Genomic DNA, 21414 nt, shown 5'->3' on the forward strand with positions numbered 1-21414 from the left:
CGAGGTTCATCGGCTGGTACGCGAGTGCCACGCTATGTCAGGTTTTGGGTGTCCGCAGGGTCGGTTCCGGGCGTGTTCCCGTCGCTCGCCTCGACGAAGTTCCTGATCTCCGTGTGCAGGCGGGCCGGCTGGTCGAGGTGGACGTCGTGCCCCGCCGCCGGGATCGTGCGCCGCTCGGTGCCGGGGCGGGCCATGGCCGCGAACTCCGGGTCCGGCAACCAGCCGTTCTCGCCCCGGACGACCAGGGCCGGGGCCGTCGTGCGCCGCCACTCCGGCCAGTGGTCGCGGGAGGTCGGGTGGCTGATCATCGCCACCATCACGTCCCGGTCGACCCGCGGCCACCAGCCGTCCGCCCGCTCCTCCAGGCCCCTCGCCCAGGCCTCGTGGCCGAGGAAGTCCCGTGCCTCGTCGAACGACGCGAACGGCTTGGGCCAGCTGTCCAGCCAGGCGCCGATCCGGGCGGGGGTGTCCGCGGCGACGCGTTCCGGGCCCGCCTCTACGAGGACCAGGGCGCCGACCAGGTCCGGGCGGGCCGCGGCCACGAGCAGCGCCGTGTGCCCGCCGAGCGACTGACCGACCAGGGTTACGGCGGGCAGGGCCAGGTGCTCGATCAGGGCTACGGCGTCCTCGACGCAGGCCTCACGGGTCACCGTCGGCGGGCGGCGTGTGCTGGCACCGTGGCCTCGGGCGTCGTACGTCACCACGCGGTGGCCGTCGGCGAGCAGGCGGGCCGTCAGGTCGTCCCACTCGCCCTGGTGACCGGCGAGGCCGTGCAGGAGGAGGAACGGGCGGGTGGGTGGGGAAGCGGGTGGGGTGGCCGGTGGGGAGCCGGATGGTGAAGCGGGCGGGGTGGCCGGTGCGTGGTCGCGGTAGGCGATGCGGGTGCCGTCGGGGGTGGTGAGGTGCTGGGGGCGGAGCGGTGTCAACTGGGGCTCTCCTCCGGGGCGGTGAGGTGGGGGGCGGGGCGCGTGAGCCGGGGCTTCGAGTGATCGTCGAGCGTGGCGATTAGCCTCGTTCACATCCGTCGCACGGGGAGTCGGTCACACGAGGACTCCGTCACACGAGGACTCCGTCACACGGGCAGTCCGTCACACGGGCAGTCCGTCACACGGGCAGTCAGTCACACGGATAGTCAGTCACACGGGTAGAAGGGATCGAACATGGCGAAGGTTCCCGGCGCGGTGATCGCCGCGGGTGGGCTCATCGGTGGGTACGGCGTGGCCCGGTTCACCAAGAAGCGGCAGCTCGGCGGTGTTGTGCTGGCCGCCGCCGGAGCGGCCGCCGCTCGGCAGTGGCGTGCGCGGGCCGGCGGGCCGGCCGCGGGCGCGCTGACCGCGGGGTACATCGCCGCCTTCGCCGGTTCCCACCCGCTGGCCAAGAAGGTGGGCGCCTGGCCTGCGGTGGTCGGCGTGGCGGGGGCCGTGGCCGTGGCGTCCTGGGCGGTGGCGGACCGGCGGGGCTGAGCCGACGGACGCGGGCGGTACGGCGGCCGGCCTCTCCGCCGCCGTATGACCTCGTAACCCCCTCCCTCCAACGGCCTTCAGCCGGTCACCGTGATCAAGTCCACTGACGGGCCCGCTTGTTCGCGCCGATGCCGATGCGGATTCTTGAGGTGCACGGATGTATGACCAGGGGGAGGGGAAGCCGGTGCTGGCCGAGTCGGTGTTCCACACGGACGCCCTTGCGCGGAGCGACCGATTCGACTTCTGGCGGGAGTGCTTCGCGCGTACCGTGGCGCCCTCGGAGATCACCAGCCCGCGCGCGGACGACTTCTGGGCCCGTCAGCGGCTGGTGCACCTGGAGGACGCGTGGCTGTGGCCGGTGAGTCTGTGTGCGTCGCGGTACCGGCGGACGCCGAGGCTGATCCGGCAGTCCGACCCCGAGCTGCTCCACATGTCGCTGATCCTGCCGGGCAGCGGGGCGGTCCACGTCGATCACAACGGCCACCGCAGCGTCAACGTGCCCTACGACATCTACTTCCTCGACACCTCCCGCCCCTACGACGTCAGCTCGGACGGCGACTCGCCCCTCGTGGGCATGGGCGTGGAGATTCCCAGGTCCCGCCTCCAGCTGCCCGACGCGGGGGCGCTGAGCGGCTTGCTCGGCCGACGGCTGTCCGGTCGGCGGGGTTTCGGCGCGCTGCTGACCCAGTTCCTGGTGCAGTTGTCCGACGAGACGGGTGCCTACGAACTGTCCGACGCGCCGCGGCTGAACGGCGTGCTGCTCGATCTGGTGGCCGGGCTGGTCTCCCGCGAGCTGGAAGCCGAGGCGGCGCTGCCGCCGGAGACCCGCACCCGTAATCTCGTCCTGACGATCCGGTCGTTCATCCTGCGCAACTTCCGTGACCCGCGGCTGACTCCGCAGACCGTCGCCGCGGCGCACCATCTGTCCACGCGGCACCTGCACCGTCTGTTCCAGCCGGAGGGCGTCACCGTGGCCGCCCTCATCCGGCACCGGCGCCTCGAACAGGCCCGCCGCGAGCTGGCCGACCCCGCGCTGCTCGACCTGCCGGTCCAGGCGATCGCGGCCCGCTGCGGCTTCACGGCGTCGGCCCACTTCAGCCGGGCCTTCCGGGGCGCCTACGGCGTCTCCCCCAGCGAGTACCGGCAGGCCGAGTACCAGCAGCAGGCCGAGTACCAGCAGCAGGCCGAGTACCGGCAGCAGGCCGGGCTCAGCACAGTTCGCGGTACGGGGCGTCGGGGACGTACGTCTGCCACTCCTGCCGGGTGATGTCGCGGCCCACGCGTCGGCACACCGCCTCGGCCAGCTTCTCCGGCGCGAGGTCGAGGGCGTGGCGCCGGCCGCCGGTGACGGTCCGCAGGGTCGTGCCGTCGAAGGAGAGGGCCTCGATCCGGTGCCCGGTGAAGGTCAGGGGTTCTCCGAGCGGCAACTTGGCCTCGGTGTCCCAGAGTTGGACGGCGTCGTCGTTCACGGCGACGGCGAGCAGGCTCGCGTCGTCGGAGAAGGCCATCGCGCCGAGCCGCTCCCCGAACCTGGCGGCGCCCGGCACCAGACCGCTGGGGATCAGCGCCGCCCGGTCGCGCACGGCACCGTCCCACAGCTCCACCCACCCGGACGCCTTGAGTACGGCCGTGAACCGCCCGTCGGGTGAGTAGGCGAGGTCGGTGTTCGGGCTCGGCCCCAGCACGTCGTCGCGCACGTCACCGGTGGCCAGGTCGACCTCCACGCCCGTGGTGGTGAGCAGCCGCCGGCTGTCCCGGCTGAACGTGCCGTGCCCGCATCCGCCGCCGTCGAGTTGACGGATCCTCTTGCGCCGCCCGAGGTCCCAGATCTCCAGGGAGCAGCCCTGGGAGGCCCCCAGGAACACGTCCCTGGTCATCGACAGATGGCGGCCGTCCGGGGAAACGGCCAGGTGGAGGACGTGATGGTGGGCACGCACGGGTATCCGGTGAATGTCCTTTCCGCGCCTGACGTCCCGCACGATGACCTGGCGTTCCTGGTTCTCCGGTCCGCGCGTGTAGCCCTTGCTGTAGGAGTACGCCAGGACCCGGCCCTCGTCGTCGACGGCGCTGAAACGGTCGGTGTCCGGATCCGCCCCGTCGATGGTCCGCTGGGTGACCGGGGACCCTATGCGCTCACCGGTGCGCAGGTCGACCACGTGCAGGGGCGGATGCTCCACCGCCTCGGGCCGGAGCACCGCGAAGCGTCCGTCGGCCGAGATCGCGGCGGTGACGGGGTCGTCACCCCGGCGGTCGAGGGCTCCCGCGAGGTCGATCTCGTAGAACTGTCCGGTGCTGTCGGCGACGTACCGCAGCCGTTGGGTCTCCTCGTCGAGTGCGACGCGTGGGGGACGTCCGGAGCCGTCCTTCTCCGTCCTGCCGGTGGGGAGGGCCACTTCGAACAGCGGTGCGTCGGTCCGGGTGCGGTCCCAGACCTCGACCACGTCGAGGTCCGGGGACCAGCCGACGAGGAACCGGCCGCCCGAGCTGAACCGCAGAGTGGAACCCTCGTGGTGGAGCTGCCCCGTCTTCTTGCGGCGGGCGAGGTCGTACACGTGGGAGGAATCGCCGCTCTCGACGGCCAGATACCGGCCGTCCGGGCTGAACCGGAACCGGCACCCGTCGAGGCGGTCGATGACGTCGGCCTCGATGACGACCGGTTGCGTCAGGCTGCGCACGGCCCCGACGACCAGGGTGTCCCCGCGGCATTCGGCGACGTACTCGCCGTCCGGCGAGACCGCGTGCCGACTGGCCTGCGCCTTCCAGGAGACGACCTCGCGCCCGGAACGGTCGAACAGCGTGAGCGACTCTCCCCTGTTCCACCCCTTGGACATCAGCACGTGCCCCTGGTTCGAGATACCCGACCAACTGCGGTAGCCGGGCAGGGTCATCGGCGGAGCGGCGGGGGCGCCGTCCTCGACGTTGACGGGTCGGACGGACTTGTCCTTGCCGCTCAGGAGCACGAGTCGGCCGTCCGGGCTGAACTCGGGCAGCTGACTGTCCGTCCCCAGCTCGAAGTCCTCGGACGACAACGTCATCAGCGGCTTCTTCGCACCCGCACGCCCGTTGGCCAGGTCCCAGGTCCGAACGGCCTGCGTCGAGTACGTGATCAGGCGCCGCCCGTCCGGGGAGAGGGCGCTTCCGCGCTGCTGTCCGTCGTTCAGTGCGGGCAGGTCGATCACCGCGAGTTCGGGCTGGACCGCCGCCGCGGTGAGCGCCGCCCGCGCCTCGGGCACCCCGGCGATCCGCCAGGAGGCGAGGCCGAGCAGTTGCGCGGTCTCCGGCTCCGTACCGGCGAGGCTCTCCGCCGCCTGCGCCACCGCTCGGGCCGTGGCCTGGGCCCTGCGCCGCTCGGCCTCGCGGTTCTGCGTCCAGGCCACGCCGCCCGCCAGCAGGGCGAGCACCGTCGTACCGGCGAGGCCCGCGAGGAGTTGGCGGCGACGCCGGGTGGTGCGGGCGGCGGCGGTGCGGCCGGCGGCGAGGAAGCGCTGTTCCAGCGGGTTGGGCCGCAGGTGGTACGGGGCTGTGGGCAGCCAGTCGAGGCCGTCGCGCAGCTCGGTGCCGCGCAGCAGGTCCTCCGGCCGCTCACCGTGCGCCCGCCACAAGCGGGCGGCCGCGCCGAGCCGTTGGAGGCGGGCGATGCCCGGCCGGTCGGCGTCGGTCCAGGCGCGCAGCCGCCGCCAGGCGGGCAGCAGGGCGGCGCTGGCCGGCCGAACCGAACCGTCGGCATCGGTGAGCAGCACCCCGGCCGCGGCGAGCCCCTGGACGGCGGCGGTGACGGCGTTCCGCTCGCTCTCGGGGCGGTCCGCCAGCAGTTCGGCCGGTTCGGCGGTGCGTACGGAGTCCTGGGAACCGTCGGTCACGGAGCCCGGCACGGTCAGCCGGAGCAGCAGTTCGTGGGCGGCGAGCTGGGCGGCGGGGGCGAGGGCGGTGAAAGCGGCCTCGGCGCGTTCACCCAGCGGCGCCTCGGCGAAGGCGGCCTCGGGATGCTTGCCCGGCGGTGCCTCCGTGAGGGCGGCCTCGGGGCGCTTGCCCGGCGGTGCCTCTACGGCGGTGTGGCCCGCGCCCACCCCGAGGGCTCCGTCGCTGTCGGCAGCGGCGGGGTCCGCGGCCTTGCGCGCGCCCGCCTCCATCAGCGCCGCGCGGGGATCCGTGGACGGCACCGGAGCTCCCACCAGCCCCAGCAGCAGGTCGTTCGCGGTGGGGCGGTGCTGCGGCTCCTTGGCGAGGGCGGCGGCCATGAGCGGCCGGATCTCGGGCGGCAGGGCGGCGAGATCGGGGTCGACGGTGGCCGTGCGGTGGGCCACCTCGGCGATGTTCTCACCGCGGAACGGCTCGGTCGCGGTCGCCGCGTACAGCACGACCGCGGCCCAGGCGAACACGTCGGAGGCCTCGGTGGCCCGTTGCCCGGAGAGCACTTCGGGGGCCATGTAGCCGAACGTGCCCATGATCGCGCCGGTGGCGGTCAGGGACATGTCGGGGGCGCGGGCGATGCCGAAGTCGATGATCCGCGGTCCGTCGGGGCCGAGCAGCACGTTCCCGGGCTTGAGGTCGCGGTGCACGACTCCCGCCTGGTGGATCGCGGCCAGGGCGGTCGCCGCGCCCGTGGCCAGCCGCAGCAGCGCGTCCTGGTCCAGCGGTCCCTTCGCGCCGACCTCGGCGGCCAGCGTCGGCCCCGGCACGTACTCGCTCACCAGGTACGGGACGTCCCCGTCGATACCGGCGTGCACGATCCGGGCCGTACAGAACGCGGCCACCCGCTGCGCCGCCTCCGCCTCCCGGGCGAACCGGTCCCGGAGGAAGTCCCCGGCCTCCCGGTGCAGGCTCTTGAGCGCGTACCGGGCACCGGACGCGTCGTACGCCTCGTACACCACACCCTGCCCACCGGCACCGAGCCTGGCCGCGAGCCAGTACCCGCCGATGCGCTCGGGATCATCCCGAGTCAGAGGCGAACCCACGCTGATTGTCTCCCCGTTCGATCGTTCGGCGAGGTCGCGCGGCGGCGGGCGGCCGGGCCGGTGACGTGACCTCTGGTGTCCATCGACGTCCGCTGATGTCCATCGATGCCTGTGAGGCCGATGACCTCTGCTGCCCATGAGTCTGCGAAGCGCCCCCGGCCCTTGTCCTTGACGATCGGCGACAGCGTGTTGACGATGCGCGCCGCAGTCGGGGGCGGGGCGGGCCGCAGCGTCGGCGCAGCGAGTCTCCGGGGGCTGCGCCGCCCTGGGCAAGGGGTACGGGGCAATGCTGCCGATCTTGGGAGGCTCTAGCCTCTGACCTGCGCAGACGTGGGCCGGGACGGGACGCCGCGGGACGGATGGGACGGCTGTCCGCGGGTCCGTACGAAGATCGGCACGGTGATTATCATGCGCGTGGTGTGACCTGACGTGCACGACGTACGCAACAGGGGGGACCTGTCGATGGCTCAGTGGAAAGCTCTGCCGGACGCTCTCGACGAGCAGGGGCGGCGGTTCGTGACCGAGCTGCGCCGGCTCAAGAGCGACAGCGGTCTCAGCCTCGCCGCCCTTGCGGCCCGGACGAGTTGCAGCCGGTCGTCGTGGGAGCGGTATCTCAACGGCACTCACCTGGCGCCGGTTGTTGTGGTGGGGGAGCTGGCCCAGCTCGGCGGGGGCGACGTGGAGCGGGCGCTTGCTCTGCGGGCGCTGGCGGCGGAGAGCTGGTCGGCGGGCGGCGGGGCCGGCCGTGCCGCTACGACGGGGGCGGCGCCCGACTGCGGGGGCGCCGAGCCAGCCGGGGGCGTCGAGTCCGGCGGGGAGGCCAGCTCCGGCGGGGACACCAAGTCCGGCGGGGACACCGAGCCAGCCGGGAGCGCCGCGTCCGACAGGCGTGCCGAGTCCGGCGGGAGCGCCGAGTCCGATGAGCCCGTGGACGCGTCGGTCCCGCCGTGGTGGCGGCGCCGTGCGGTCGTCGCCGCGGCCGGCGTCGTTACGACGGGGGTGCTGGTCGCCGCGGTCGTAGCGTTCCTGGGCTCTCCCTGGACGGGCGAGGCCGGGGAACAGGGCGACCGCCTCTCCCAGAAGGCCGCGTTCGTCTTCGAACCGGGCCGGACCCACGCCTGTGACGTCCGCCGCGCGGAGAACCGGCTGCAGGCCGGGCACAGCGACACGCACGACGCCCTGCTCCAGCAGATCTCCACGAGTTGGGACGTGGTCGAGGCGCAGTGCCTCCTGGAACACCGCGGTTACTCGCCGGGCGTGGTCGACGGTGCCTACGGCGCGGACACGGAGAAGGCCGTCAAGCGTTTCCAGGAGGCGTCCGGTCTGGTCGCGGACGGGATCATGGGCCCCCACACCTGGGAGGCCCTGCGCCGGTGACGTACCGCAACGGGCCGGAACACAGTCTCCTCGTACGGGAGTTGACCGCGTTACGCAGACGCACCGGGTTGAGCCTGGACGGCCTCGCCCGGCGTACCACGGCGAGCAGGTCCTCCTGGCACCGCTACCTGAACGGGGCCGTTCTGCCTCCGCGCGCCCTCGTCCAGGAGCTGTGTGCGCTCGCGGACGAGCCGCCCGCGCGGCTGCTGGCCCTGTGGGACCTCGCGGCAGAGGCCGGGCGCCGCAGCCCGGCGACACCCCCACCGCCCAAGGCACCCGAGGCACCCAAGGCACCCGAAACACCCGAGGCCGATCACCCTCGCCCCGCACCGTCCCCGTCGGCCAAGACCGGCCCGCGGGAGACCCCGTCATCACCATCGGCCAAGACCGACCAACGGGAGACCCCGCCACCCCCGTCGGCCAAAGCCGACCCGAGGGAGACCCCACCGCCCGCAAAGCCCGGCCGCCGCCTCGGACCCCGTCGCCACGGCCCCCGCCGCCTCGGCCCCCGCCGCCTCCTGCCCGCCGCCGCGCTGGTCGGCAGCCTGGCGCTGACGGCCGTACTCACGGGCGTCGGCCTCCTGCACGACTCCGGCTCCCAGGCCCGGCCCGACCCCGAGCCCCTGCGCCCCGGCTGCGTCGGCACCGGCTGCACCGGCCGTTCCTCCCAGCCCCAGGCGTGCACCATCGCGGGCTCGGGCACCCACTCCGTCGCCGAACGGCGCCCGGCCCGGGGCCCGTCCATGGACATCCGGTACAGCCCTTTCTGCAAGGCGAGTTGGGCACGGATCTGGTTCGGGCGGATCGGTGACCGCGTCGAGATCAGCGCTCCGGGCCAGGGCACGCACCGGGCCGAGATCAGGGACAGGTTCGACGCCGAGGGCTACCTCTCCACCCCCATGGTCGGCGGCGGCCCCGAGGGCATGACGGCCTGCCTGATCGTCACCGCAACCGCCGAACGCCACTGCCTCACGACCTGACGTGCGCAAGGGCGGGCGGGCCCGCGCACCCGGGCCCGCCCCGTGACTGCCGCGCTCCGCCGCGTCCGTCAGCCGAACATGCCCGGCTCGTAGTCGCCGGCCGGCTGCCGGACGAGGACGTTCACGCGGTTGTAGGCGTTGATGAGGGCGATGAGCCCCACCAGCGCGGCGAGTTGGTCCTCGTCGTAGTGCTTGGCGGCGTTCTCCCAGGCCTCGTCGCTGACGCCGCCGGCCGCGTCCGCGATACGGGTGCCCTGCTCGGTCAGTTCCAGGGCGGCGCGCTCGGCCTCGGTGAAGACCTTGGCCTCGCGCCAGGCGGCGACCAGGTGCAGGCGCTGCACGGTCTCCCCCGCGGCTGCAGCCTCTTTGGTGTGCATGTCGGTGCAGAAGCCGCAGCCGTTGATCTGGCTGGCGCGGATCTTGACCAGTTCCTGGGTGGCGGCCGGAAGGGTGGAGTCCGCGACCACCTTGCCCGCGGAGTTGATGTGCTTCAGGGCCTTCATGGCGGTCTCGTTGCCGAAGAGGTTCAGGCGGGCTTCCATGGTGAGCTCCTCTGCCGTCGTAGGTGGTTACACCCATCCGACGGAGCGGCGCGCCAGGGTGTGACACACCGCGAACGTGACCTGGGTCTCACTCGGGCTAGGCCCCCAGTGCCTTGGACACCGTGTAGATCACCAGCCCGGCGAGTGAGCCGACCACCGTGCCGTTGATGCGGATGAACTGCAGGTCACGGCCGATGTTCGCCTCGATCTTGCGGGTCGTGTGCTCGGCGTCCCAGCTCGCCACGGTGTCCGTGATCAGGGAGGTGATCTCCCTGCGGTAGGTGGTGACGACGTAGACCGCGGCGCCCTCCACCCAGCTGTCGACCTTGCTCTGGATCTTGGGGTCGACGGCCATCCGGGCGCCCAGCGACAGCAGCGAGGCCCGCACGCGCAGTCGCAGTTCGCTGCGCTCGTCCTCCGCCGCCGAGACGATCATGGATCGTACGGCGGTCCAGGCGGAGGCGATCAGGTCCTGCACCTCGCCGCGGCCGAGGACCTCGCCCTTGAGCCGCTCCACGCGCGCGCGGGTGTCGGTGTCGGACTGGAGGTCGGAGGCGAAGTCGGTGAGGAAGCGGTCCAGGGCGCCGCGGGCCGGGTGGGAGGGCATGTCGCGCATCTCGGTGACGAAGCGCAGCAGCTCCCGGTAGACGCGCTCGCCGACCCGCTTGTCGACGAACCGGGGGGTCCAGCCGGGCGCCCCGCCCTGGACGGCGTCCATGACCTGTTCGTCGTGGAGGACGAGCCAGTCGTGCGCGCGGGTGACGACGAGGTCGACGACCCTCTTGTGGCCGCCGTCGGCCACCACCTTCTCCAGCATCTTGCCGATGCCGGGCCCGATCTCCTGGGCGTCGGCCCGCCGGGTGATCGCCTCGCCGACCACCGCCTGCACGTCGGAGTCGCGCAGGACGGTCAGCGCGCCGCGCAGGGCTGCCGACAGTTCCGCCGTGACCCGGTCGGCGTGCTCGGGTTCGGCCAGCCAGGCGCCGAGCCGGCTGCCGATGCCGACGGCGTGCAGCCGCTGCCGTACGACGTCCTCGGAGAGGAAGTTCTCGCCGACGAACTCGCCGAGCGAGACCCCCAGCTGGTCCTTCTTGGTGGGGATGATCGCGGTGTGCGGGATGGGGATGCCGAGGGGGTGGCGGAAGAGGGCGGTGACGGCGAACCAGTCGGCGAGCGCGCCGACCATGCCGGCCTCGGCGGCCGCGGCGACGTAGCCCGCCCAGGCGCCGGCGCCCTCGTTGGACGCCCATTTGGCGAGGACGTACACCAGGGCCACGAAGAGCAGCAGGCCGGTCGCGGTGAGCTTCATCCGGCGTACGCCGCGCTGTTTCTCCTCGTCGGCGGCGCTGAAGGTCGTCATCGCACGGACGGCCGACGCCGGGACGCCGGCAGGATTGGCCGCCGCGCCCTGCCGGGAATACTCCCCCGCACCCGAAGAACCTGTTTCGCCCGTTTTTGATCGGTCCATTCGCTCCACCCGTTCACGACCCTCGTACCTCATTGTCCCTTCCTGACCGACTCCTGGAACGAAACGAGAGTTCCCGACGTCTCACCGGGCGGGGGAGCACACTGGGGAACTCCACGGCCCAATGGGGGGTCTGTTCAAGGCCCCCTGCCTCATGACGCATCATGAGATGATCACACCGGAGCCTCGGGCTCCCGTCGCCCGAGGAGAACGCACCGCATGACCAGGCGCAACGCCGGGGGTGTGGGGGTGTCCCCCACAAAACACCGCGCCCTGCTTGCCGCTGTCGTCGCCCTGATCGTGGCCCTGTCCGCCGGCATCTACATCGGGGTCGCCTCCGGCGGCGGCACCGCCGGCACGGGCACCCTGGCCAGGGGAAGCGCCCCGCACAACTCCGCGGCCCCCGTCTCCACCGGCACCTGGGTGACCACCTGGTCCGCCTCGCCGTCCGGTGCCGAGCCGGGCACCGAGACGGGGGGCATGGCGGGCCGCTCGGTGCGCAACGTCGTCCACACCAGTGTCGGCGGTACGAGTGCCCGCGTCACCCTGTCCAATCACTACGGCCAGTCCCCGCTGACCGTCACGCACGCCACGCTCGCGGTCGCCGCCGGCAGCGACACCGCCGCCGCGATCACCGAGACCATGCGGCGGCTCACCTTCGGCGGCGCCACCACGGTCGTCGTCCCGCCCGGCGGACAGGTGCTGAGCGACGCCGTCCCCGTCACGGTCCCGCCGGACGCCGACGTCCTGGTCACCACGTACTCCCCCACCGCGTCCGGCCCGGTCACCTACCACCGGCACGCCCGCCAGATCTCCTACGTAGCCCAGGGCGACCGCGCCGAGGACGCGACCGGGGCCGCGTACACCGAGGAGACCACCTACTGGCGGTACCTGACGGCGCTGGACGTGCTGAGCAACGAGGCCGACGGCACGGTCGTCGTCCTCGGCGACTCGCTCACCGACGGGATCACCTCGACGCAGAACGCCAACCGGCGCTGGACGGACGTCCTGTCCGAGCGGCTGCGCTCGGCGTTGGAGTCCGGTGCCGACCTGCCCCGCTACAGCGTCGTCAACCAGGGCATCAGCGGGAACCAGGTCCTCGCGGACGGGCTGGGGCGGCCCGCGGACAACGAGAGCGGGCTCGGGCGCTTCTCGCGGGACGTGCTGGACCGTACCAACGTCAAGGTCGTGGTGATCGACCTCGGCGTCAACGACATCCTGCGCAACCGGCGGCTCGCCGATCCCGACGCGGTTCTGGGCGGGCTGCGCACGATGGTGCGGCAGGCGCATGCGCGGGGGCTGAAGGTCGTCGGGGCGACACTGATGCCGTTCCAGGGGCACCGGGGGTACACCGACGCCCGCGAGGGCGTCCGCCAGGCGATCAACTCCGAGATCCGCGCGGGGCGCGTCTTCGACGCGGTCGTCGACTTCGACAAGGCGCTCCGCGATCCGTACAACCCGCGCAGGCTCCGCCCCGACTACGACTCGGGCGACCACCTCCACCCCAGCGACAGGGGCTACGAGGCCATGGCGAAGACATTCACCTTGACGAACCTCCACGGCTCGGCCCCGGCCAAGCTGTAGGCCCCGCCCTGGGGGCTCCGCCCCCAGACCCCGTGCACCTCTCGACCCACCGAGTCGGGTGGTGGGTGGGCAAAGGCCCGGGGGTCCAGGGGGCGGAGCCCCCTGGGCGGGGTCGAAGGGGCGGCAACCCCTGCAGGACGGGACGGGTAGGGGCGGCGGGGGCGAGAGACAGGCACCGCACCCCCCGAACGGCGCCAGCTCAGCCCCCGCTCACGACTCCCCCAGCTCCTTGCGGGACGCCCTCCGCTCCAGCTTCTCCCGCCGCCGCTCCTCCTTCAGACGTTGGCGCTCCTCACGGGTGAGCTTGCGCGCGACATCGACACCGCCCCAGAAGGCGAAGCCGGTGATGACGACCCGGGGAGCCCCAGGATCACCGGGAACGCCCTCCTCCCGCTGGTCGAAACCCCCCATGATCCCGACACCGCGGACAACAACCTCGACACCGGGCGGAACGATCACACTCACCCCACCCATGATCGCAACGCAGTTGATCACGACCTCCCGGTCGACGAAGTTCGCCTCACGCAGATCGATCTCCCCGCCGCCCATGATCGCGACGCAGTCGAACCGCCGGGGCACGGTCCACCGCCCCTTGCGCTGGAACCCCGACATGACGGCCACACCCCACGTCGAGGAAGGCTCACCGCCGGTGATCCGCCCGGCCCAACTCCCGGCCCCCTCCGGCTCCTTGAGCATGTTCACCGTAGGAGCGGCCGGCAGGTCCCGGGTGATCGGCGCCAGCTCGCCGTACGTCCGCGCCTTGTACGTCGCATCCAGCCGCTCCCCGAACTCCTCCATATCGAGCCGCCCCTCGGCGAGGGCCTCCCGCAGGATCTCGGCGACTCGCTCACGATCGGCGTCGGAGGCCCGGAGTTCCGGGGCGGGTGGCCTGGGGGGCGTCCCCCCGGAAGACGAAGACACAGCGTCGGTCATACGTTCAGCCTACGATTTCCCGCCGCCCGGCACTATGCGGTGGCCTTCTCCGCATACATACGCGCGATCACCGCCTCGATGTCCGGCTCCCGCACCGACAGATCCACCAGCGGATACTCCGCCGCGACCCGCGCCACCAACCCCGCCGCCGACTCACCGGAGGGGAACGCCAGCCACTGCCGCGGCCCCTCCACCCTCACCACCCGCGCGGGCGCGGCCTCGATCGGCGGCAGCTCGCGCTCCAGGTCCACCACCAGGACCCGCTCGCTGCCACCCCGCTCGTGCAGCCCGGCCAGCGAACCGTCGTACACCAGCCGCCCGTGGTCGATGACCATCACCCGCGAGCACACCTGCTCGATGTCCTGGAGGTCGTGCGTGGTCAGCAGCACCGTCGTACCGCGCTCGGCGTTCAACTCCCGCAGGAATCCACGGACCTTCGCCTTGGAGATCACGTCCAGTCCGATCGTCGGCTCGTCCAGGTACAGCACCTCCGGATCGTGCAGCAGGGCCGCCGCGATGTCCCCGCGCATCCGCTGCCCCAGCGAGAGCTGCCGCACCGGAACGTCCAACAGGTCGCCCAGCTCCAGCAGTTCCACGCACCGGTCGAGGTTCTCCCGGTAACGGCCGTCCGGGATCCGGTACATGCGGTGCATCAGCCGGTAGGAGTCGATCAGCGGCAGGTCCCACCAGAGCGTGGTGCGCTGCCCGAACACCACCCCGATCCGGTGCACGAGCCTCCTCCGCTCGCGCGAGGGATCGATACCGGCGACCCGCAACCGGCCGCCGCTCGGCGTCAGGATCCCCGTCAGCATCTTGATCGTCGTCGACTTCCCGGCACCGTTCGGCCCGATGTAGCCGACCATCTCGCCGCGCGCCACGGCGAAGGAGATCGAGTCCACCGCCCGCACCTGCCGCCGCTCCCGCCTCAGCAGGCCCGTCCGCCTGCGCACGTCGAAGACCTTCTCGACACCGTCCACCTCGATGAACGCCCGCTCCACCACGCTCAACTCCCCGTACTCCGATACGACCCCAGCGCCGACCGCCACACCCACCCGGCCAGCGCACAACACCCCACCGCCACCAACGGCGACGCGAAGGCCGTCCACTCCGGCAGACCCAGCGGATACGGCCGCCCCAACACATGAGAAGCGGGCACCCAGTTGATGAAAGCGAACGGCAGCACGTACGTCACCCCGCGCACCAGATCCTTCCCGAACACCGTCGGCGGATACTGCAACAACGTCGTACCGCCGTACGTGAACGCGCTCTGCACCTCGGCCGCGTCCTGCGCGAGGATCTGGAAGGCCGCGCCCGCCACGAACACCGCGCTGAAGATCACCGACCCGCTGACCACGGCCACCGCCACCAGCAGCGCCTTCGTCACGCTCCAGTCGACGTCGACCGAGACCAGCGCCCAGACCAGCACCGCCGCCCCCTGCACGATCCGGCCCAGGCGGCGCGGCGCGAAACGGTCCGCGGCGATCTGCGCGAGCACCGGCGCGGGCCGCACGAACAGCGTGTCGAACGAACCGTCGCGAATCCGCGCGCCGACGGCGTCCGTCGAGCCGAGCACCAGGTGGGCGATGCCGAACGCGGTCACCGACAGGCCGTAGAGGAAGGCCACCTCGGGCAGCGACCAGCCGGCCAACGAGTCGACCTGCGAGAACATCAGCAGGATCGCGAGGAAGTCCATGCCGGTCATCAGCAGATTGCCCACCAGCGTGACGACGAACGACGTGCGGTAGGCCAGCGCCGACCTCAGCCACATCGCGACGATCAGACCGTAGGCCCGCACCCCGACCCGCGGCCAGGACGTCTCAGCCACCCTGCACCACCACCCGCCGCGTCGCCGCCGACTGCAGCAACCGCCCCGCCGCCAGCAGCACCACCGCCCACATCGCCTGGAAGGCGAACGCCTCCAGCGGATCGACCTCCCCCATCAGCACATCCGCCGGTATCTGGAGCTGCGCCGCCCACGGCAGCATCCGCACGACCTCGCCGAACGTCCCCGGGAAGACGTTCAGCGGCAGCACGATGCCCGAGAAGAACACCCCCGCGATCATCACCGCCTGGGAGACGCCCGCGCCGTCCAGCAGCCAGAACACGCTCAGCGCCGCCAGATAGCGAATCCCGAAACTCACCAGCATCGCCAGCACCAGCGCCACCAGGAGCGCCGCCCAGGAGACCACCCCCGAGGGCAACGCCATCGGGAAGACCAACGCTCCGAACGCGAACGGAATCATCCCCCGGCCCAGCAACTGGAACAGCGACCGCCCCAAGTCGGTTGCCAGCCACCACAGTTGAAGATCGGCCGGCCGGTACAGATCCACCGCGATCTCACCCGAACGGATGCGCTCCATCAGATCCTGCTCGACGCCCCCGCCCTGAAGGGCCAGCGTCACGTACAGGGCCTGCCCCAGCCACACATAGGTGACGGCCTGCGCCTGGTCGTACCCCCCGAGATGGGGCCTCTCGTCCCACAACGCCAGATAGGTGTAGACGAGGATCACACCGAAGACCGTGTTGGTGAACACTCCGGCGGCCGTCGCCACCCGGTACGTCGCGTACCGTCGAAATCCCCCCGCCGCGACGGCCGCGTACAACCGCCCCGCGCCCATGCCCTCCGCCCTCCTCACCCGCGCCGGACACCGAAGCGCAGGAGCCTAGTGCGCGAACACTCGGACCCGCCACGCATTTTCCCGGCCGAGCGGCCGAACAGGCGCGTGCCGGAATCCGGGAACGGAACGCTTGGTGCGAGAGTCTTCAACAGGGGGCGCAGAACGCGTACGAGGTCGTACGGGAACGTACGACGCGAAACAGGAGTCCGTGCACGACATGAGCGACGAGCCACAGCCGCAGCAGCCGACCGAGGGCTGGGCACCGGGAACCCAGGAGGAAGGGAGTGCCAAGAAGGCCAAGCGGCCCAAGCGCACCGGATGGCGCCGGCTGATCCCGACCTGGCGGATGGTGCTCGGCACCTGCGTCGTCGGCGTCCTGCTCGTGATCGGCCTGTTCTTCCTCGGCTACTCCCTCGTCAAGATCCCGCCGGCCAACGCGCTCGCCACCAAGCAGAGCAACGTCTACCTCTACGCCGACGGCTCCCAGCTGGCCCGCGACGGCGAGGTCAACCGGGAGAACGTCGACCTCTCGCAGATCTCCAAGGACGCCCGGAACGCCGTACTCGCCGCCGAGGACCGCGACTTCTACAGCGAATCCGCCGTCGACCCCAAGGCGATGCTGCGCGCCGCCTGGAACACCGCCACCGGCAAGGGCAAGCAGTCCGGCTCCACGATCACCCAGCAGTACGTCAAGAACTACTACCTCGCCCAGGAACAGACCCTCACCCGCAAGATGAAGGAGTTCTTCATCTCCATCAAGCTCGACCGCGAGGTGACCAAGGACGACATCCTGGAGGGCTACCTCAACACCAGCTACTTCGGCCGCAACGCCTACGGCATCCAGGCCGCCGCCCAGGCCTACTACGGCGTCGACGCCACCAAGCTCACCGCCGGCCAGGGCGCCTACCTGGCCGCACTGCTCAACGCGCCCAGCGAGTACGACGTCGTCGCCCATCCGGAGAACAAGGCCGCCGCCCAGGCCCGCTGGAACTACGTCCTGGACGGCATGGTCAAGGAGAACTGGCTCGGCGAGGCGGAGCGCGCGAAGCTGAAGTTCCCCATGCCGAAGGAGGCGACGATCTCCACCGGCATGTCCGGGCAGCGCGGATACATCGTGCAGATCGTGAAGGACTACCTCGTCACCAACAAGATCGTCGACAAGGAACAGCTCGACGCCGGCGGCTACCGCATCACCACCACCCTGCACAAGGACAAGCAGGACGCCTTCGTCGACGCCGTCAACGACAAGCTGATGGACAAGCTCGACCCCAAGGCGCGCAAGGTCGACTCCTACGTCCGCGCGGGCGGCGCCGCCGTCGACCCCAAGACCGGCAAGGTCGTCGCGATGTACAACGGCATCGACTACGTCAAGCAGTACACCCCCAACGCCGCCCGCCGCGACTTCCAGGTCGGCTCCACCTTCAAGCCGTTCGTCTTCACCTCCGCCGTCGAGAACGGCTCCACCACCCAGGACGGCCGCACCATCACCCCGAACACGATCTACGACGGCACCAACAAGCGCCCCGTCCAGGGCTGGACCGGCGGGGTGTACGACCCCGAGAACGAGGACCAGGTCTCCTACGGCGACATCACCGTCCGCGAGGCCACCGACAAGTCCGTGAACTCGGTGTACGCACAGATGGCGGTCGACGTCGGCCCCGAAAAGATCAAGCAGACGGCGATCGACCTCGGCCTGCCCACCGACACCCCCGACCTGGAGCCCTACCCGTCGATCTCGCTCGGCGTCGCCACCGCCAGCGTCCTCGACATGGCCGAGGCCTACGCCACGCTCGCCAACCACGGCAAGCACGGCACGTACACGATGGTCGAGAGGATCACCAAGGACGGCGCCGACGTCGTAGACATGCCCAAGCGCAAGACCTCGCAGGTCATCAGCCGCGAGGCCGCCGACACCACGACCTCCGTCCTGCGCAGCGTCGTCGACAACGGCACCGCCACCGCCGCCCAGGCCGCGGGCCGACCGGCGGCCGGCAAGACCGGCACCGCCGAGGAGGACCGGGCCGCCTGGTTCGCCGGCTACACCCCCGAACTCGCCACCGTCGTCGCCGTCATGGGCCAGGACCCGGTCACCGCCGAGCACAAGTCCCTCTACAACGTCATGGGCCTGCCACGCATCAACGGCGGCGGGGCACCCGCCGAGATCTGGGCCCAGTTCACCCAGGAAGCGCTCAAGGGCAAGCCCGTCACCGACTTCGACCTCCAGCTCCAGGAGGGCGCCGACGTCGTCCAGCCGCCGCCCGTCGAGCCCTCCGCCGACCCCACCGGCGGCCAGGACGACGACGACACGACGACCGGCGGCGACGACACCGGCGGCAGCACCGGAGGCACGACCACCGAAGGCACCACCGGCGACACGACCACCACGGGCGGCACGACGACCGGCGGCACCACCGGCGACCCCACCACCGGCGGCACCACCACGGACGGCGGCACGACCGACGGCGGCACCACGACCGGCGGCACCACCGGCGACACCACCAACGGCGGCGGGACCACGGGAGACACCACCACCGGCGGTGGCACCACGGGCGGCGGCACCACCGGCGGCCTCACAGGGGGCCCCCTGTCCACCTCCCGCAGGGAATGACCCTCAGTGCCCGCCGGTCGCCTTGAGCCCCACCACGGCGACCAGCAGCAGACACACGAAGAAGATCCGGGCGGCGGTGACCGGCTCACCGAACAGCACCATGCCGAGCACCGCCGCACCGGCCGCCCCGATGCCCACCCACACGCCGTAGGCGGTACCGATCGGCAGGGAACGGGCGGCGTAGGACAGCAGCACCATGCTGGCGACGATCCCGGCGCCGGTGAAAAGGCTGGGCACCAGACGGGTGAACCCGTCGGTGTACTTCATCCCGATCGACCAGCCCACTTCCAGCAGACCGGCGACGACGAGCAGAACCCAGGCCATGGAGAGCACCTCCGAGAGACGGACGGAACGGACGGTGCGTCGTCTTTGCGTTTCCGTCCCGGTACGGCGCGTCTCGTCGGGCTCCCCGCAAAGGTAGCAAAGAAGCACGCAAAAGGGCTGGTGACCATGGTCACCAGCCCTTCTCCACCGCGCTTCTACAGATACAACCCCGTGGTGTCCTCGGACCCCTCGAAACGGTCCGCGGCCACGGCATGCAGATCCCGCTCACGCATGAGCACGTAAGCGGTACCCCGCACCTCCACCTCGGCCCGGTCCTCCGGGTCGTACAGAACCCGGTCACCCGGCTCCACGGTGCGTACGTTCTGCCCCACCGCGACGACCTCGGCCCAGGCCAGCCGACGGCCGACCGCCGCGGTGGCCGGAATCAGAATGCCGCCACCGGAACGCCGCTCGCCCTCACTGGTGTCCTGCCGCACGAGCACTCGGTCGTGCAGCATCCGAATGGGCAGCTTGTCGTCGTGGGTACTGTGCTCGTTTCTGTTGGCGCTCACCCTGTGAAACCTACCTGCCCTCACCGCGTCCGTACGCCGCCGGGTCAGCGCTTACGACGCCGGGAGCCGAGCGCGAGCAGCCCCACCACCCCCACCACGAGCAGCGCGGCGGGCACGACCCGCTCCAGCCTGGGCGCGCCCTCCTCGTCGACGAACTGCGCCCTGACGTCACTGACGACCCGGTTGGCCTGCACATAGGCCCGCCCCAGGGTGTGGTCGACGTTGGAGACGACCTTGGCCTTGACGTCTCCGACGATGGTCTTCGGGTGCACACGGACCCCGATCTCGTCGAGCGTCTCGGCGAGCACCGCGCGGCGGCGCCTGATGTCCGCCTCGATCTGCGCCGGGGTTCTGGTGTCCGAGGTTTCCGCCACCGTACGGCCTCCGAATTCATCTGATGCCTGTTCCGGACAGTCTGTCAGCTCCACCCGCGACCGCACTGTCAGGACCCCCGGTTACGCTAGCCCGATGAGCGAGCGACTCCAGCCCGGGGACACCGCCCCCGCCTTCACCCTCCCCGACGCCGATGGCAACGAGGTCTCCCTGTCGGACCGCAAGGGCCGCAAGGTCATCGTCTACTTCTACCCGGCGGCCCTGACCCCGGGCTGCACCAAGCAGGCCTGCGACTTCACCGACAACCTCGACCTGCTGGCCGGGGCCGGCTACGACGTCATCGGCATCAGCCCGGACGCTCCGGAGAAGCTGGCGAAGTTCCGCGACAAGGAGTCCCTGAAGGTCACCCTCCTCGCCGACCCCGAGAAGACGGTCACCGAGGCCTACGGCGCCTACGGCGAGAAGAAGAACTACGGCAAGACCTACATGGGCGTCATCCGTTCCACGATCGTCGTGGACGAGGAGGGCAAGGTCGAACGGGCCCTCTACAACGTCCGCGCGACGGGCCACGTAGCCAAGATCATCAAGGACCTGGGCATCTGACCCGCCCCTCCCCCTCTTTCCCCCGAACGGCTCGCACCGAGATCCCCCGGTACGAGCCGTTCCGCATTCCGCACGTGACTGTCCGACAGTCGGTTCGCCACTCCGCGCGAGGCCACGAACGGGCGGCCGGGAACGGAGGGGGCTCGATGGGGGCCGGCACATACACCAGGGAGCGGCTGGAAGAGGCGGCTCGGGGGACGCGGACTGCGGACTCGGCCCCGAGTGGCTCGGCAAGCCCGTGACGCTGGAGGTGGATCACATCAACGGGGACTGGAGCGACGACCGGCGGGAGAACCTTCGGTTGTTGTGTCCCAACTGCCATGCGATCAGCAGCACCTGGTGCAGGGGAGGCGGCGGGCGGCGAGCGGGTACCAGTAAGCTGTACGTGGGGCCGTAGCCCAATTTGGCAGGAGGCACCACTTTTAGGTAGTGGACAGTGCGAGTTCGAGTCTCGTCGGCCCCACTTTCAGGGCGCGGCTCCCCTCGGGGCCGCGCCCCTCGTCGTTGTCAGCCCAACAGTTCGCGCACCGCCGGTACCAACGCCCGGAAGGCCTTGCCCCGGTGGCTGATCGCGTTCTTCTCCTGCGGGGTCAGTTCGGCGCAGGTGCGGGCGTCGCCGTCCGGCTGGAGGATCGGGTCGTAGCCGAAGCCGTTCGTGCCGGTGGGGGCGTGGCGCAGGACTCCGCGCAACTGCCCCTCGACCACGCGTTCCCGGCCGTCCGGCAGGGCCAGGGCCGCCGCGCAGGCGAAGTGGGCGCCTCGGTGGGGGGCGTCGATGTCGGAGAGTTGGGCGAGGAGCAGTTCCAGGTTGGCCTTGTCGTCGCCGTGTTTGCCTGCCCAGCGGGCCGAGAAGATGCCCGGGGCGCCGTTGAGGACGTCGACGCACAACCCCGAGTCGTCGGCGACCGCCGGCAGTCCCGTGGCCTGCGCCAGGGCGTGGGCCTTGAGGAGGGCGTTCTCGGCGAACGTCACTCCGGTTTCCTTGACGTCGGGGATGTCCGGGTAGGCGTCCGCGCCGACGAGGTCGTGGGGCAGGCCCGCGTCGGCGAGGATGGCCTTGAGTTCGGTGATCTTCCCGGCGTTGCGGGTGGCGAGGATCAGGCGGGTCATGCCCCCA

19 protein-coding genes, 1 tRNA gene, 1 pseudogene and 1 riboswitch are annotated in these 21414 nt (G+C 71.3%); of the genes and pseudogenes, 9 read left to right on the forward strand and 12 right to left on the reverse strand.

All coding sequences use genetic code 11. The annotated features are described in order from the left end of the window. Positions 1–32: 32 nt before the first annotated feature. Positions 33–926: an alpha/beta fold hydrolase gene (locus ICC28_RS24705; RefSeq protein ID WP_188290892.1), complete on the reverse strand. Its 894-nt coding sequence runs from the start codon at positions 924–926 to the stop codon at positions 33–35. 234 nt (positions 927–1160) lie between these two features. On the opposite strand from ICC28_RS24705, the gene ICC28_RS24710 reads away from it, so the two are divergent. Continuing rightward, complete coding sequence (locus ICC28_RS24710) at positions 1161–1463, forward strand: hypothetical protein (protein WP_188290893.1); 303 nt, start codon at positions 1161–1163, stop codon at positions 1461–1463. A 184-nt stretch (positions 1464–1647) separates the two neighbouring features. After that, on the forward strand, positions 1648–2730 hold the full coding sequence (locus ICC28_RS24715) for a helix-turn-helix domain-containing protein (protein WP_188291003.1): 1083 nt from the start codon (positions 1648–1650) through the stop codon (positions 2728–2730). On the opposite strand, the gene ICC28_RS24720 is transcribed toward ICC28_RS24715, so the two are convergent. Then, on the reverse strand, positions 2672–6418 hold the full coding sequence (locus tag ICC28_RS24720) for a protein kinase domain-containing protein (RefSeq protein WP_188290894.1): 3747 nt from the start codon (positions 6416–6418) through the stop codon (positions 2672–2674). The two genes, ICC28_RS24715 and ICC28_RS24720, sit on opposite strands and share 59 nt — an antisense overlap. A gap of 462 nt (positions 6419–6880) precedes the next feature. On the opposite strand from ICC28_RS24720, the gene ICC28_RS41320 reads away from it, so the two are divergent. Both ICC28_RS41320 and ICC28_RS24730 read left to right on the forward strand, forming a co-directional pair. After that, positions 6881–7795 (forward strand): peptidoglycan-binding protein, encoded by a 915-nt coding sequence (locus tag ICC28_RS41320; protein ID WP_317454095.1) that lies wholly within the window; start codon positions 6881–6883, stop codon positions 7793–7795. Continuing rightward, a complete protein-coding gene (locus tag ICC28_RS24730) occupies positions 7792–8775 on the forward strand; it encodes an XRE family transcriptional regulator (protein WP_317454096.1) in 984 nt (327 codons plus the stop codon). The genes ICC28_RS41320 and ICC28_RS24730 overlap by 4 nt, the downstream gene beginning before the upstream one ends. A gap of 68 nt (positions 8776–8843) precedes the next feature. On the opposite strand, the gene ICC28_RS24735 is transcribed toward ICC28_RS24730, so the two are convergent. Both ICC28_RS24735 and ICC28_RS24740 read right to left on the reverse strand, forming a co-directional pair. Continuing rightward, positions 8844–9317 (reverse strand): carboxymuconolactone decarboxylase family protein, encoded by a 474-nt coding sequence (locus tag ICC28_RS24735; RefSeq protein WP_188290896.1) that lies wholly within the window; start codon positions 9315–9317, stop codon positions 8844–8846. A gap of 97 nt (positions 9318–9414) precedes the next feature. Further along, positions 9415–10818 carry a DUF445 domain-containing protein gene (locus ICC28_RS24740; RefSeq protein ID WP_188290897.1) on the reverse strand — a complete coding sequence of 468 codons (1404 nt, stop codon included), beginning with the start codon at positions 10816–10818 and terminating at the stop codon, positions 9415–9417. 183 nt (positions 10819–11001) lie between these two features. Here ICC28_RS24740 and ICC28_RS24745 point away from each other — a divergent pair, with 183 nt between their 5' ends. Next, positions 11002–12366 (forward strand): SGNH/GDSL hydrolase family protein, encoded by a 1365-nt coding sequence (locus tag ICC28_RS24745; protein ID WP_188290898.1) that lies wholly within the window; start codon positions 11002–11004, stop codon positions 12364–12366. 210 nt (positions 12367–12576) lie between these two features. Here the strand turns inward: ICC28_RS24745 and ICC28_RS24750 are convergent, their stop codons facing one another. From ICC28_RS24750 to ICC28_RS24765, 4 genes are read right to left on the reverse strand one after another with little or no spacing between them, the layout of a single operon-like run. Beyond that, positions 12577–13299 carry a DUF1707 domain-containing protein gene (locus ICC28_RS24750; RefSeq protein ID WP_188290899.1) on the reverse strand — a complete coding sequence of 241 codons (723 nt, stop codon included), beginning with the start codon at positions 13297–13299 and terminating at the stop codon, positions 12577–12579. A gap of 32 nt (positions 13300–13331) precedes the next feature. Further along, positions 13332–14300, reverse strand: a complete 969-nt coding sequence (locus ICC28_RS24755; RefSeq protein ID WP_188290900.1) for an ATP-binding cassette domain-containing protein — start codon at positions 14298–14300, stop codon at positions 13332–13334. Between the two features lie 2 nt (positions 14301–14302). Then, complete coding sequence (locus ICC28_RS24760; protein WP_188291004.1) at positions 14303–15067, reverse strand: ABC transporter permease; 765 nt, start codon at positions 15065–15067, stop codon at positions 14303–14305. Between the two features lie 49 nt (positions 15068–15116). Beyond that, a complete protein-coding gene (locus ICC28_RS24765) occupies positions 15117–15917 on the reverse strand; it encodes an ABC transporter permease (RefSeq protein ID WP_188290901.1) in 801 nt (266 codons plus the stop codon). 217 nt (positions 15918–16134) lie between these two features. Here ICC28_RS24765 and ICC28_RS24770 point away from each other — a divergent pair, with 217 nt between their 5' ends. Continuing rightward, entirely contained in the window at positions 16135–18525 is a 2391-nt protein-coding gene (locus ICC28_RS24770) for a transglycosylase domain-containing protein (protein WP_188290902.1), read from the forward strand. 3 nt (positions 18526–18528) lie between these two features. Here the strand turns inward: ICC28_RS24770 and ICC28_RS24775 are convergent, their stop codons facing one another. From ICC28_RS24775 to ICC28_RS24785, 3 genes are all read right to left on the reverse strand, one after another. Further along, on the reverse strand, positions 18529–18849 hold the full coding sequence (locus tag ICC28_RS24775) for a DMT family transporter (protein WP_188290903.1): 321 nt from the start codon (positions 18847–18849) through the stop codon (positions 18529–18531). Between the two features lie 33 nt (positions 18850–18882). Next, positions 18883–18948: riboswitch (guanidine-III (ykkC-III) riboswitch) on the reverse strand. Between the two features lie 56 nt (positions 18949–19004). Beyond that, positions 19005–19361, reverse strand: coding sequence for a GroES family chaperonin (locus tag ICC28_RS24780; RefSeq protein WP_188290904.1), 357 nt, complete (start codon positions 19359–19361; stop codon positions 19005–19007). A 44-nt stretch (positions 19362–19405) separates the two neighbouring features. Then, a complete protein-coding gene (locus ICC28_RS24785; protein ID WP_188290905.1) occupies positions 19406–19735 on the reverse strand; it encodes a DUF3618 domain-containing protein in 330 nt (109 codons plus the stop codon). 94 nt (positions 19736–19829) lie between these two features. Here ICC28_RS24785 and bcp point away from each other — a divergent pair, with 94 nt between their 5' ends. The 3 genes and pseudogenes from bcp to ICC28_RS24800 all read left to right on the forward strand — a co-directional run bounded on the left by bcp (position 19830) and on the right by ICC28_RS24800 (position 20760). Beyond that, positions 19830–20297, forward strand: a complete 468-nt coding sequence (gene bcp / locus ICC28_RS24790; protein ID WP_188290906.1) for a thioredoxin-dependent thiol peroxidase — start codon at positions 19830–19832, stop codon at positions 20295–20297. Positions 20298–20496: 199 nt separating this feature from the next. Then, a pseudogene (locus ICC28_RS24795) lies at positions 20497–20694 on the forward strand (HNH endonuclease); the annotation flags it as partial. Then, positions 20685–20760: transfer RNA gene (locus ICC28_RS24800), tRNA-Leu, on the forward strand. The pseudogene ICC28_RS24795 and the gene ICC28_RS24800, both read left to right, overlap by 10 nt. A gap of 44 nt (positions 20761–20804) precedes the next feature. Here the strand turns inward: ICC28_RS24800 and rdgB are convergent. Further along, positions 20805–21407 (reverse strand): RdgB/HAM1 family non-canonical purine NTP pyrophosphatase, encoded by a 603-nt coding sequence (gene rdgB, locus ICC28_RS24805; protein WP_188290907.1) that lies wholly within the window; start codon positions 21405–21407, stop codon positions 20805–20807. Positions 21408–21414: the final 7 nt, after the last annotated feature.

Origin of the sequence: Streptomyces sp. TRM68416 (assembly GCF_014596915.1) — a bacterium.
GTDB lineage: Bacteria > Actinomycetota > Actinomycetes > Streptomycetales > Streptomycetaceae > Streptomyces.

What these genes read in the sequence shown, in the direction of transcription:
- ICC28_RS24760 (WP_188291004.1), bottom strand. Translation starts at nt 15,067, where the DNA reads ATGTGGCTGAGGTCGGCGCTGGCCTACCGCACGTCGTTCGTCGTCACG.
- ICC28_RS24710 (WP_188290893.1), top strand. Translation starts at nt 1,161, where the DNA reads ATGGCGAAGGTTCCCGGCGCGGTGATCGCCGCGGGTGGGCTCATCGGT.
- ICC28_RS24770 (WP_188290902.1), top strand. Translation starts at nt 16,135, where the DNA reads ATGAGCGACGAGCCACAGCCGCAGCAGCCGACCGAGGGCTGGGCACCG.
- ICC28_RS24775 (WP_188290903.1), bottom strand. Translation starts at nt 18,849, where the DNA reads ATGGCCTGGGTTCTGCTCGTCGTCGCCGGTCTGCTGGAAGTGGGCTGG.
- ICC28_RS24745 (WP_188290898.1), top strand. Translation starts at nt 11,002, where the DNA reads ATGACCAGGCGCAACGCCGGGGGTGTGGGGGTGTCCCCCACAAAACAC.
- ICC28_RS24765 (WP_188290901.1), bottom strand. Translation starts at nt 15,917, where the DNA reads ATGGGCGCGGGGCGGTTGTACGCGGCCGTCGCGGCGGGGGGATTTCGA.
- bcp (WP_188290906.1), top strand. Translation starts at nt 19,830, where the DNA reads ATGAGCGAGCGACTCCAGCCCGGGGACACCGCCCCCGCCTTCACCCTC.
- ICC28_RS24735 (WP_188290896.1), bottom strand. Translation starts at nt 9,317, where the DNA reads ATGGAAGCCCGCCTGAACCTCTTCGGCAACGAGACCGCCATGAAGGCC.
- ICC28_RS24740 (WP_188290897.1), bottom strand. Translation starts at nt 10,818, where the DNA reads ATGAGGTACGAGGGTCGTGAACGGGTGGAGCGAATGGACCGATCAAAA.
- ICC28_RS41320 (WP_317454095.1), top strand. Translation starts at nt 6,881, where the DNA reads ATGGCTCAGTGGAAAGCTCTGCCGGACGCTCTCGACGAGCAGGGGCGG.
- rdgB (WP_188290907.1), bottom strand. Translation starts at nt 21,407, where the DNA reads ATGACCCGCCTGATCCTCGCCACCCGCAACGCCGGGAAGATCACCGAA.
- ICC28_RS24750 (WP_188290899.1), bottom strand. Translation starts at nt 13,299, where the DNA reads ATGACCGACGCTGTGTCTTCGTCTTCCGGGGGGACGCCCCCCAGGCCA.